The organism is Spirosoma arboris (assembly GCF_009754945.1).
GTDB classification, from domain to species: Bacteria; Bacteroidota; Bacteroidia; order Cytophagales; family Spirosomataceae; genus Spirosoma; species Spirosoma arboris.
In genome coordinates, this window is sequence record NZ_WPIN01000004.1 from 28,469 (window position 1) to 40,242 (window position 11,774).

The following is an 11,774-nucleotide window of genomic DNA, read 5'->3' on the forward strand; positions in this document are numbered from 1 at the left end:
GCCAGTCTGGCAGCATTCAATAATGGGTTGGTTCCTAATAAATCAGGAAAGGCAAGGGAAATGAGGTAGTTGCAAGGGCCGTGCCAATCATGCACTTATGACGAATTGGCACGACAATCGTTACTATTACAAAACTAACTAATTAGGGAGCGTGATGGCTTAGAAATTTATTAATCGAACGAAATGTCCTGGATAGGCTGATTTTTACGAAAAACAAACGTTTTTTTCTGACCCTGATATTGGATATTAACCATATTAACCTGGTCTTCAAATAGCTCCATTAGCGCGTTTTGCTTTAATAACCCACCTCGAAATGGTTCTGTATAAGGCATTTCGAGGTAAAGCCAGTTGGCATCGGCTTCAACTTCATGCCCAACGTATTTGATCGTTTTGGTTTGCTTCTGCGGATTTACGTATGAAAAATGGGCCTGTATATATTTTTCGATTAACGGATCATTTTTATCACCCGGTCCGTCCAGGTTAATTTTTGTGTTCGAAGCTGCCGAAAGCCCTTTCTCAAAATCGTCCGTAAAGATTCGAATACTAATTTCGAAGGTTCGCTCTTTCGCGTTGTACTGCATTTGTGTAACACTAGCATGAAAATCATGCGCTGGGCGACTGGCAGTCAGGCTAATTAGTAATAGACCGCAAATTAATTGCTTGAACACAGAGAATACAGGGTTTTAACACAGAGAACACAAAGCTCCGTGATCTCCGTGGAGAAACTCTGTGTTCTCTGTGTTTAATTAATTAAAAAACAGCCTTGAAAACATCATTAAAAATGGCGAAGGCCATCAGACCGAGTAGTAGAACCATACCTACCTTTTGCGCACCTTCCAGAAAGCGGTCGGAAGGTTTGCGGCCTGAAATAATTTCATAGCTAAGAATAGTGGCATGACCACCATCAAGAGCTGGAATGGGTAGTGCATTCATAAACGCAAGCGCCATAGAAAGTAAGCCTGTAACCGTCCAGAAACGATCCCAGCGCCAGATTCCACCGAACAGGTTTTGGGCGATTCCAATCGGGCCGCTCAGTGCTTTAGATGCGGAGACTTCACCCCGAAAAATCTTGCCGAAGCCTTTTATGTTGTCAAATACAACCTGAAACGCCTTTTCAGTACCAACACTTAAGGCTTCACCAAACGTGTACTCCTGCGTAGTTATAGGCAACAATAATTCAGGATAGAAACCGATGGTGCCATCAGGCGTCGTGGTCATCGTGAGCGTAACAGGGTTACCATTGCGATTGACAATAAGTGTTAAGGGCTTGGCTTTAAGTGGCTTTACGATTTCCGTGAATTCATGATAAAACCGGATAGGTTTTCCATTGGCACTGGTAATAACATCGCCTGCTTTAAGACCTGCTTTTGTTGCGGGTTGACCTGGCGCTAACTCGGCAACTTTGAACGGTTCAATTGGCTCAATAAATTGCCCCGCTGCTTTCTTATCAGCTAGTTTATCCACGAAATTATTCGGGATATAGATGTCCATCTGTTTACCGTTTCGTTCGATAGTATACGAACTATTATTACCTAAAAACACATCAGAACTGCGGATTTCGTTGAAATCAGTGATTTCTTTTCCGTTGACTTTAATGATTTTATCGCCCGTTTGTAGCCCAATGCTTTTAGCAAGATCGTAAGCTACAATACCGTATTTAGCGTCTTTAGCCGCCAGATAGGTATTGCCATTTTTGTAAGCCAGAATCACGAAAATCAAGATGCCGACAATAACATTAACAATAATGCCACCCAGCATCACAATCAAACGCTGCCAGGCTGGTTTGGACCGGAATTCATAAGGCTGAGGTTCAGTATCGGTATGGGACGTATCGAGTGATTCGTCGATCATTCCCGAAATCTTTACAAATCCACCCAGCGGAATGGCACCAACACCGTATTCTGTTTCTCCTCGTTTAATACTCCAGACCTTGGGCGGGAAACCGATAAAATATTGCTCTACCCGCATGCCAAAAGCTTTAGCTGCCAGCAGATGGCCTAACTCGTGTAACCCAACTAGAATAGACAAGCCCAGAATGAGCTGTCCTGCCATTACTAAAATTTCCATGTATTCAGAACCGAGATAAGACTAATTTTTAAGGTTATTTAACAACTGGAATTTGGTTAGTGTAAGCTTGTGTAGTCAATAGCGCACTAACATCAAACTACTATTTCAGGTCATCGTGACGATAAAAACGTTGTGGACAGACGATATAATATAAACAGCTAAACCAAACTTTTAATTCGTTCTCTAGCCAGTCGACGGGTTTCCTCATCTGTGCTGACATAGTCGTCGTAAGTTGGATGTTGAATAAAAGTCGCTTTAGCTAAACAGCTTTCGATAAGCTCCGAGATTTCCAGAAACCCAATTTGATCGTGAAGAAAGGCCTCTACTGCCACTTCATTGGCTGCGTTGATAATACAAGCTGCATTGCCCCCTTTGTCGAGTGCATCGAAAGCGAGTTGTAAATTACGAAACGTTTCCCGATCGGGCTGCTCAAATGTGAGGGATGAATAATCCATGAAGTTAAACCGTGGAAAATCCGATTTCAACCGGTTGGGGTACCCTAGAGCGAACTGAATTGGGAGCCGCATGTCAGGCAAACCCATCTGCGCCTTAAGGCTTCCGTCCTCAAACTGCACAAGAGAATGGATGATGCTTTGTGGGTGAACAATAACATCGATTTGATTGGAACGAAGGCCAAACAACCACTTGGCTTCGATAACTTCAAGCCCCTTGTTCATGAGTGTGGCCGAGTCGATGGTGATTTTGGCACCCATTGTCCAGTTTGGGTGCTTAAGCGCCTGCGCCTTCGTAACAGTCGACAAAAATTCCCGCGATTTCCCTCGAAATGGCCCACCCGATGCCGTCAGGATAATTTTTTCAATGGGGTTATGAAACTCTCCTACCAGACACTGAAAAATAGCCGAGTGCTCAGAATCGACGGGATAAATATTCACCGCTTTCTGAGCGGCCAACTGGGTAATGAGTTCACCCGCGACAACCAACGTTTCCTTGTTCGCCAGCGCTATAGATTTCCCCGCTTCAATGGCCTTAATGGTTGGCAACAAGCCTGCGTAACCTACCATAGCCGTCAGCACCATATCAATCGTATCCATCTGAACAACGGACGCAATCGACTTGGCGCCAGCGTAGACCTTGATATCGAGCGGATCAAGAGCGGAGAAAACCTGATCGTAGCGGTCTTTATTACAGATGACAACGACGTTAGGTTTCAACTCAACAGCTTGCTGAATGAGTAATTCGGCGTTGTTGTTCGTTGTCAGTACCTCAACCTGAAACTGGTCGGGGTGGGCCTTAATCACATCGACGGCCTGGGTTCCAATGGAGCCGGTCGAGCCGAGGATGGCGATATGGCGTTTTTTAGATTCGGTCATGTAGTTTTTACCAAGTCAAAATTGACTTTCACTGCTAGTTCTTCTTCGAGGGCACGGATGACGTAAAACGTATATGATCTATTCTCTAAACAGTTTCACCTATTCCCAATAATCCATCCGCAATCTTCCGATCATTTGCCAAACGAGGCACCTTGTTCTGACCACCCAATTTCCCCTGCGATTTCATGTATCGTTGAAAGGCACCGCGTGGCAAGCCCGTTAATTTTAGCGGTTGCAAGATGGAGCCGGTAATGAGGTCGTCGTAATATACGTTTAGTTTCGTCAGGCGGTTGTCTACATCCTGGGCAAAGGCGACCGGATCGTTTGGGGGCGTGGCAAATTCAACCAGCCATTCGTGATAGGGTAACCCTTCTTTCGGGCTAACCATTGGTGCCACCGTAAATTCAACAACCTCGGTTTCAGGGTGTTTTTCCATGGCACCTTTCAGTGCCTTTTCAACTTCTTCGCCAATAACGTGTTCGCCAAAGGCCGATATGAAGTGCTTGATCCGACCCGTTACCAGTAATCGGTACGGCTCCCGCGATACGAATTTAACCGTATCGCCCAGAGAATAGCCCCATAAACCAGCGTTGTTGTTGATAATAACCGCGTAGTTTTTGCCTAACTCCACTTCGTCAATAGTCAGTCGACGTGGGTTTTCGGTGAAATACTCGTCGGCGGCAATGAATTCAAAGAAGATACCGCTGTCTAGAAGCATTAATAAACCTTCTTCGGTCTGACTGTCCTGAAACGCAATGAAGCCTTCAGAGGCTGGGTATGTCTCAATCGAGTCGATACGCTTGCCGATGCTCTCAAATAGTTTGGCGCGATAGGGTTCGAAGTTTACACCCCCATAGACAAACAGCGAAAAATCGGGGAAGACATCTTTGATCAATTTACCCGTTCGCTCCTGAATACGGTCGAAATACATTTGTACCCAGGGCGGAATCCCTGAGATCAAAGACATAGGTTGGGTAATTGTTTCGTAGATAACTTTTTCCAGCTTGGTTTCCCAATCGTCAATGACGTTGGTTTCATAACTGGGCAACTGATTGGTGCGTAAATAAGCCGGAACATGGTGATTGACAATACCTGATAACCGACCGATGTTGATTCCCTCTTTCTGGGTGAGTTCAGGGCTGCCCGACAGGAAAATGAGTTTCTTATCCAGAAAGGCGCTTTTGCCTGTCTCGTTGACGTAGTTCAACAGCGCATCACGGGCTGAGTTGATGTGGTTCGGAATCGACTCGTGGGAAATTGGAATGTATTTGACTCCTGAAGTTGTTCCAGAGGTTTTTGCAAAATAGAGCGGCTTTCCCTTCCAGAGTACGTCACTTTCGCCGTGCAAAATTTGCTCGATGTACGGCTTCAGGTCTTCGTAGTCGCGAACAGGCACGGCCTGTCTAAATTCTCCGATTGTTTGAATGTCCTTAAATTTATGGTCCTGACCAAAAACGGTGTTACGTCCGCCGTCGATCAACTGCCGAAACCAACGTTGTTGAGCCTCGGCAGGCTGATACATCCAGTTTTGCTGACGCTCGACTACCCACTTGGCTAAAGGCTTACTGACAATTGAACGAATTCCCATAATGATGCAAAAGTAATGTATAATGAAGAATGAATACTACAAAAAGGGGATAGGAGCTATTGGAGCACTTTTCCCATTATTCATTTTGCATTATCCAAAATTCATTGAAGACATTCTCTTGAATAATCTATATTTTTGCACACTTTTCAATAAAACAGTATTTGTAATAAGGCGTTCTGCGTCAACCTATAATGGGACTTTTCAATTTTTTAACCAGCGACATTGCTATTGACCTGGGCACGGCGAATACCTTGATTATTCACAAGGATCGGATTGTGGTGGATGAGCCTTCGATTATTGCAATGGACAAAGTCAGCGGTAAAGTGCTGGCCATTGGTCATAAGGCCATGCAAATGCACGAAAAGACCAATGAAAATATCAAGACTATCCGCCCGTTGAAAGACGGCGTAATTGCCGACTTTACAGCCGCCGAACTGATGATTCGGGGGATGATTAAAATGATAGATACCGGCAGTAAGCTGTTTTCGCCTTCGCACCGGATGGTTATTTGTATTCCATCAGGTATTACCGAAGTGGAGAAGCGGGCCGTTAAGGATTCTGCCGAACATGCCGGAGCTAAGGAAGTCTATATGGTGCACGAACCTATTGCAGCAGCCATTGGTATCGGCATTGATATTACGCAACCTAACGGAACTATGATCGTGGACATCGGGGGAGGTACAACCGAAATTGCGGTAATTGCTCTGTCGGGGATTGTCTGCGAACAGTCGATTCGTATTGCGGGCGACGTATTTACCCGCGACATTGTGGATTACATGCGTCGGGAGCACAACCTGCTCATTGGCGAACGCTCGGCCGAACAAATCAAAATGGAAGTTGGATCAGCTCTGCCAGAACTCGACAACCCTCCAGCTGATTACGAAATCCGGGGTCGTGATTTGATGACTGGTATTCCCAAGGAAATTAAGGTTACCTACAGTGAAATTGCGTACGCGCTGGATAAATCCATTTCGAAAATTGAAGAGGCTACCATGAAAGCCCTCGAAATTTCGCCACCGGAATTATCGGCCGATATTTATACCAACGGTATCCACCTGACGGGTGGTGGCGCTTTGCTACATGGTCTCGATAAGCGGCTGGGTGCTAAAACCAAATTGCCGATTCACGTTGCCGATGATCCGCTCAAAGCCGTTGTAAAAGGTACAGGTGAAGTAATCAAGAACCTGGAAATGTACCGGTCTGTATTGATTAGTTAAAGTACTTTTGTGTAGCCTGGATGTCTATATCCGTGTGTAACCCATCTACACTCAGACATAGATATCCAGGCTATATAGTTTCCTATGGGAGAGTTAGTTGATTTTTTTGTCCGAAGCCGGAACTTCATTTTGTTTGTGTTGCTGGAAGTACTTTGTTTTTACTTCATCATCAACACCAGCAATTATTGGGGTGTTACCTTCTTCAACACCTCAAACCGGTACGCGGCCCAGGTACTGGCCTGGTCGAACGCAGCTAATCAGTACGCTAATCTCCGTCAGGTTAATGCCGATTTGGCGCTGGAAAATCAACGACTCAACGCCCGATTGACTCAACTGCTTCAAAGCAAACCAGTCGCTCCCGCTGAGTACCAGGCTGATTCGGCCTTTGCCGATCGATTTAAGTTTGTAGTGGCAAAAGTGGTTAATAATACCACGCAGTTTGCCAATAACTATATCACGATTGATAAAGGTACGGATGACGGTATACGGCCGGGTATGGGGGTTATTTCGCCGACGGGTGTTGTTGGTAAAGTGAAAATTTGCAACCGACGTTTTTCGGTTATCACATCTATTCTGCATTCAGAATATTTGGTTTCCTCCCAATTAGTGAAGGCTGGCGAAATTGGAACGGCTAAATGGGATGGCGTCGACCCACACCTAATTAAGCTAAATGACATTTCGCTGACAAAACCTGTCAGTAAGGGAGATTCTGTTGTGACCTCGGAGCGTAACTCTACGTTCCCGCCTGGTATTTTGGTTGGTCGTGTCCGATCAATTGGTGTTCAGCCGAATCAGGTATTTCATGATCTTACGCTCGATCTGGCCACGAATTTTAGTAGTCTATCATTCGTGTATATCGTAGAAAATCGATTGCAGGCCGAACAGGACCAGTTAGAAAAACAGGTTGAAACAGAAAAATAAGTCATAAGTTGGTGCCATCAGTCAAGCGTATGTGGCTTCTGATGACGGGCGACTATCGACAATCGACTATTAAAAATGACTTTTCGCGAAATCGTATCCGCTGTATTCCTGTTCCTGCTGTATCTCATTCTGCAAATTTTGCTGGTGCGGAATCTGGTGCTATTCGATTACGCCTTCTGCTTTGTCTATATCGCCTGTATCCTGCTTTTGCCAAACGAAACCAGCCTTACCTGGCTATTAATTATTGCATTTATAACGGGCATTACCATAGATACATTCTATAATACCCTTGGTATGCATGCTGCTGCTACAGTATTGATGGCGTATTGTCGTCCATTGATTGTACGGGCGCAAATTGATGTGCCGGGGCTGGAGTCGAGAATTGAGTTTTCACTGAAAGAGTTGGGGACAGGGGCATTTTTTAGGTATGTATTTGTGCTGGCCTTGGTTCACCATACCGCCTTATTTTTCATTGAAGCCAGTAGCCTGGCACTGATTATTCCTACCCTTATTCGAGTTGCCGCCAGTACGTTATTTACTACCGTAAGCATTGTACTAATTCAGTTTTTCACGCGGAATTAGTTTTTGTCATGCTGACGAAGGAAGCATCTTCGGGTGAGGCAGTATATTCAAACTACCGAAGATGCTTCCTTCGTCAGCATGACAAAAAATGGCTGAAACACTTAGTATTCCCCAGACAGCAAACCGCCAGGCTATTTACGATAGCTTGATTCCCCAAATAGCCGCACTCGTTGAAGGCGAACCAGATCTCGTTGCCAATTTGGCCAATATTGCTGCTGCCTTGAAAGAAGCCTTTGGATTTTTCTGGGTAGGCTTCTATCTCAAAAAAGACAACCAATTAGTTTTAGGGCCGTTTCAGGGGCCAATCGCCTGTACACGTATTGCATTTGGCAAGGGTGTTTGTGGGGCTTCCTACACCCGCAGAGAAACCATCCTTGTGCCCGACGTTGAGCAATTCCCCGGTCATATCGCCTGTAGTTCGGCGTCCAAATCAGAAATCGTTGTACCCGTGTTCGATCGTAGTGGCAACGTGACTATGGTACTGGACGTAGACAGCGATCAATTGAACGATTTTAGTGAGGTTGATGCTAATGGATTGGAACAAATTGCGCAGTTGATAACCAACTTCTGACAGTTGCCTAAGCAATTAAGATCTAATTAAATTCAGTACGTTTCTTAAACCGTTGGTCATGTCAGTCGTCTTATGATCGGATTAACTAAGCACGATCATGTTTAAGAAATTAATTGCCTTGAGTGGCCTGCTACTCACTCTGTCCTCATTACCACTTTTAGCGCAGCAAACCGCTACTCCTGATGCTCCTACTCAAACAGGTCAACGCATAGGAAAAGGCCGGGGTATGCAGCAATATCAGGCTGCCGATCCAGCTACTAGGGCTCAACGGATGACAGACCAAATGACAAAACAGTTGGGTCTGGATGATGCGACCTCTAAAAAGGTATATGATCTGACACTGGCGCGGGCACAGAAAGTGGATGCCATTCAAAAAGGCACTGATGATAATAAGACAAAAAATCAGGCGCTGAACGCAAATGCAGACGACTTTAAAAGTAAGCTAAAAGGGATTTTAACCCCCGATCAGTTCACGAAATTTGAGTCGATGCGGGGTCGTATGGGACGAGGCCGGGGTAATGGCGGTCCTGGCGGCTCAACGAATGAGAATGATCAGAACTAAGCTGGTCGAGTAAGCTAGAAAACGCGAAAGCCTGGTAGTCGATTTGTGTATTCGACTACCAGGCTTTCGCGTTTCTGTTTGACCTAAATGCTGTTCGAGAATAGTATCTTGCTAGCTATATCAAGTATACCCAGTTGCAGTAAAGTTAACCTGCTCTTCCCTTTTTCGGTAAACGCTACAATACTCTATGGCTTCTTTCTTATCGCGCCGGTCGTTCGTGCGGCAAACTTCATTGATTACAGCGGCTGGTCTTGCGATTCCGGCCAGTTTATCCGCTAAGTCATCTAGACAGATTATTGAACCCGACATACTTGGGCACAATGGATTTCGGTACCGCGTAGTGCCGGGTTGGGGCGTATTGGATGCTGGTAAAAACCCTGTTAATGACTGTCACGAGATGGTTCAGGATGCCCAGGGTCGGATCATTCTGCTGACCAATGAGACAAAAAATAATATTCTCGTGTACGATAAGTCAGGTAAGTTACTCGAAACCTGGGGGCACGATTACCCTGGCGGGCATGGGCTAACGCTTGGTGGTGAAGGTAACGACCAATACTTATTAATTACAGATACCGACCGCCATCAGGTTATTAAAACCGACTTGAAAGGGCGTGAATTGATGAAGATAGACTACCCGAAGGAAACCGGGAAATATGACTATCCAACCCAGTTCAGGCCGACGGAAACTGCTATTAATCCGGCTAACGGCGACATTTACATAGTGGATGGCTATGGTCTAAACTACGTGACTCAGTTTGATAAATCGGGTAAACTTATTCGCTATTGGGGCGGAAAGGGGGAAACCAACGATACGTTTGATTGCTGCCATGGTATAACGGTTGATCGGCGCGTAGCAGCTAATCCAACTCTTTTAATTACCGACCGTCGGCATAATGCGCTGAAACGCTTTACGTTAGATGGGAAATATCTGTCGACGATTGCCTTGCCAGGGTCGTACATCTGTCGCCCAGTCATTCACGGCGAGAATATTTACGGAGCCGTATTCCGCAGTACGTCCGATGCTTACCCTGATTCCGGGTATATTACGATTTTAGATAAGAATGATCGGGTTATTTCAACGCCGGGAGGAACGGAGCCTGTTTATCAAAATGGCAAACTTGGCGAACAGCGCAAAGACCGAAATCTTAGCACGTTTCTGCATCCGCACGATGTGCTGATCGATAGTGACGATAGTATTTATGTGGCTCAATGGGCATCTAAAAAAACATATCCTATTAAATTAGAGCGAGTAGCCTAAGTGTAGCCCGATTATGAATAACCTGATTTTAGTGCAGTCCACATCGCAACCATCCGATTGGATTTTGTTTTGGGGACATTTTCATCCACTCATTGTTCACTTACCAATTGGTTTCCTATTAATTGCCGGCCTTCTCGAACTGGATCGGTTGACCCGACGCAATTCAGTTAGTCCGCATACAATTACGCTGATTTTGTTCTGGTCGGCGGTTAGTGCTACGATGGCTTGTGTGCTTGGGTATATGCTATCGCAAGGTGGCGGTTATGAAACCGATACGTTAAGCTCGCATCAATGGCAGGGTATCGGGGTGGCTGTTTTTGCATGGTTAGCCTGGGCTGTCAAATCAGAAAATCTGGGTCGGATTATTCCATTTTCACAGCTCATGTATCTGCCTGCATTGGGCATCGCCTTGATTTTGTTGTTGTCAACTGGTCATTTGGGTGGAAACCTAACGCATGGATCAGACTACCTCACACAATACATGCCGGGGCCTATTAGAACACTTACGGGTGTGCCAGACAAACTGCCGGAGTTGAAAGTGGAGCCAATCACCGACGTTAATCAGGCGATGGTTTTTCAGCAGATTGTCAACCCCATTCTCCACAGTCGTTGTGTGCAATGCCATAACGCCAGCAAATCGAAGGCGGGTCTGCGGTTAGATACGCCCGATATGATTAAGAAAGGGTCGGAGGATGGACCTGTATTTGTAGCCGGAAAAGGAACCACTAGTGATTTAATAAAAGTATGCCTATTGCCTGAAGACGACGAACATCACATGCCTCCCAAAGGCAAAACTCAATTGGAGGAAGGCCAGATTGCGTTACTAACGTGGTGGATAGATCAGGGCGCACCGTTTGACAAAAAAGTCTCAGAAGTGAAAGTCAACGATGCCATTCGCCCTGTATTGGCCTCTTTGGGAGGTGGCGGTCCATTAGAAACTGGCGGGGCGAAGGTTGCTACGGGTCGTAATGACGGCCCCCCCGCTCCTGAGTCGCCAGTGTTGACAATGAAGGTAGCCGCTGCCGATCCGAAAGTTATTGGTGAGTTAAAGAAAGCGGGTTTGTTGGTTTTACCGCTCTCGAAAGAGCAAAACCAGTTGGAAGTAAGCGCCGTAAATGCCCAAACATTCAATGATACACAGGCCCAACTGTTGCCTAAACTGAGTAACCAGATTGTCTGGCTGAAATTAGGCGATACCGAAATTTCGGATGCGACACTGGCGCAGGTAGCCAGGCTTAAGAACCTTCAAAAGCTGCACCTTGAACAGACAAAAGTTACCGATGCAGGACTGAAGCAACTTAAAGGATTAGATTATCTGGAATATCTGAATCTTTATGGAACAGCGGTAACGGATGCCGGTTTAGCCGAGTTGACGAACTTGAAAAGCCTGAAAACCGTTTATCTCTGGCAAACTAAAGTAACAGAACAGGGTATCGCCAATCTGAAAAAGAACATGCCAACTCTTGATGTTATTGGCGGTATTAGTGAGAAAGCCGCTGCCGAGTTGGCTAAAGCAACCTCGTCTGAAGCAAAATCGGGCGAAGCAAAGAAGTAAAGTGAATGAGCAAAATAGCCTGACAACGAGAAAATATAGTATGATTTTTATGGGCGTTTCGGCGTTATTTTTGTAAAATCATTTCATTATCAATCGGTTCCTCCGTCTCGGCGGTTCATTCT

11 protein-coding genes are annotated in these 11,774 nt (G+C 45.5%); 7 read left to right on the forward strand and 4 right to left on the reverse strand.

What is annotated here, in order from left to right:
• Positions 1-170: 170 nt before the first annotated feature.
• The 4 genes from GO755_RS11380 to GO755_RS11395 all read right to left on the reverse strand — a co-directional run bounded on the left by GO755_RS11380 (position 171) and on the right by GO755_RS11395 (position 4,986).
• On the reverse strand, positions 171-668 hold the full coding sequence (locus GO755_RS11380; RefSeq protein ID WP_317165842.1) for a DUF6702 family protein: 498 nt from the start codon (positions 666-668) through the stop codon (positions 171-173).
• 82 nt (positions 669-750) lie between these two features.
• Entirely contained in the window at positions 751-2,067 is a 1,317-nt protein-coding gene (gene rseP / locus GO755_RS11385; protein WP_157584889.1) for an RIP metalloprotease RseP, read from the reverse strand.
• 158 nt (positions 2,068-2,225) lie between these two features.
• Positions 2,226-3,398 carry a 1-deoxy-D-xylulose-5-phosphate reductoisomerase gene (locus tag GO755_RS11390; protein WP_157584890.1) on the reverse strand — a complete coding sequence of 391 codons (1,173 nt, stop codon included), beginning with the start codon at positions 3,396-3,398 and terminating at the stop codon, positions 2,226-2,228.
• Positions 3,399-3,483: 85 nt separating this feature from the next.
• Entirely contained in the window at positions 3,484-4,986 is a 1,503-nt protein-coding gene (locus GO755_RS11395; RefSeq protein ID WP_157584891.1) for a GH3 auxin-responsive promoter family protein, read from the reverse strand.
• Positions 4,987-5,177: 191 nt separating this feature from the next.
• Between GO755_RS11395 and GO755_RS11400 the strand changes: the two genes are divergently transcribed.
• The 7 genes from GO755_RS11400 to GO755_RS11430 all read left to right on the forward strand — a co-directional run bounded on the left by GO755_RS11400 (position 5,178) and on the right by GO755_RS11430 (position 11,652).
• The gene (locus GO755_RS11400; RefSeq protein WP_018619308.1) at positions 5,178-6,203 is read left to right on the forward strand and encodes a rod shape-determining protein; all 1,026 of its coding nucleotides are present in this window, start codon (positions 5,178-5,180) and stop codon (positions 6,201-6,203) included.
• A gap of 84 nt (positions 6,204-6,287) precedes the next feature.
• Positions 6,288-7,124, forward strand: coding sequence for a rod shape-determining protein MreC (gene mreC, locus GO755_RS11405; RefSeq protein ID WP_157584892.1), 837 nt, complete (start codon positions 6,288-6,290; stop codon positions 7,122-7,124).
• A gap of 75 nt (positions 7,125-7,199) precedes the next feature.
• Positions 7,200-7,706 carry a hypothetical protein gene (locus GO755_RS11410; RefSeq protein WP_157584893.1) on the forward strand — a complete coding sequence of 169 codons (507 nt, stop codon included), beginning with the start codon at positions 7,200-7,202 and terminating at the stop codon, positions 7,704-7,706.
• Positions 7,707-7,794: 88 nt separating this feature from the next.
• Positions 7,795-8,277, forward strand: a complete 483-nt coding sequence (locus GO755_RS11415) for a GAF domain-containing protein (protein WP_157584894.1) — start codon at positions 7,795-7,797, stop codon at positions 8,275-8,277.
• A gap of 97 nt (positions 8,278-8,374) precedes the next feature.
• Positions 8,375-8,839, forward strand: a complete 465-nt coding sequence (locus GO755_RS11420) for a DUF4890 domain-containing protein (RefSeq protein ID WP_157584895.1) — start codon at positions 8,375-8,377, stop codon at positions 8,837-8,839.
• A gap of 187 nt (positions 8,840-9,026) precedes the next feature.
• Positions 9,027-10,097: an NHL repeat-containing protein gene (locus GO755_RS11425; protein WP_157584896.1), complete on the forward strand. Its 1,071-nt coding sequence runs from the start codon at positions 9,027-9,029 to the stop codon at positions 10,095-10,097.
• A gap of 13 nt (positions 10,098-10,110) precedes the next feature.
• The gene (locus GO755_RS11430; RefSeq protein WP_157584897.1) at positions 10,111-11,652 is read left to right on the forward strand and encodes a c-type cytochrome domain-containing protein; all 1,542 of its coding nucleotides are present in this window, start codon (positions 10,111-10,113) and stop codon (positions 11,650-11,652) included.
• Positions 11,653-11,774 lie beyond the last annotated feature (122 nt).

Excerpts from the sequence above, each read along its gene's own strand:
- GO755_RS11390 (WP_157584890.1), bottom strand. The coding sequence starts at position 3,398 with ATGACCGAATCTAAAAAACGCCATATCGCCATCCTCGGCTCGACCGGC.
- GO755_RS11425 (WP_157584896.1), top strand. The coding sequence starts at position 9,027 with ATGGCTTCTTTCTTATCGCGCCGGTCGTTCGTGCGGCAAACTTCATTG.
- GO755_RS11410 (WP_157584893.1), top strand. The coding sequence starts at position 7,200 with ATGACTTTTCGCGAAATCGTATCCGCTGTATTCCTGTTCCTGCTGTAT.
- mreC (WP_157584892.1), top strand. The coding sequence starts at position 6,288 with ATGGGAGAGTTAGTTGATTTTTTTGTCCGAAGCCGGAACTTCATTTTG.
- GO755_RS11415 (WP_157584894.1), top strand. The coding sequence starts at position 7,795 with ATGGCTGAAACACTTAGTATTCCCCAGACAGCAAACCGCCAGGCTATT.
- GO755_RS11400 (WP_018619308.1), top strand. The coding sequence starts at position 5,178 with ATGGGACTTTTCAATTTTTTAACCAGCGACATTGCTATTGACCTGGGC.
- rseP (WP_157584889.1), bottom strand. The coding sequence starts at position 2,067 with ATGGAAATTTTAGTAATGGCAGGACAGCTCATTCTGGGCTTGTCTATT.
- GO755_RS11430 (WP_157584897.1), top strand. The coding sequence starts at position 10,111 with ATGAATAACCTGATTTTAGTGCAGTCCACATCGCAACCATCCGATTGG.
- GO755_RS11420 (WP_157584895.1), top strand. The coding sequence starts at position 8,375 with ATGTTTAAGAAATTAATTGCCTTGAGTGGCCTGCTACTCACTCTGTCC.
- GO755_RS11395 (WP_157584891.1), bottom strand. The coding sequence starts at position 4,986 with ATGGGAATTCGTTCAATTGTCAGTAAGCCTTTAGCCAAGTGGGTAGTC.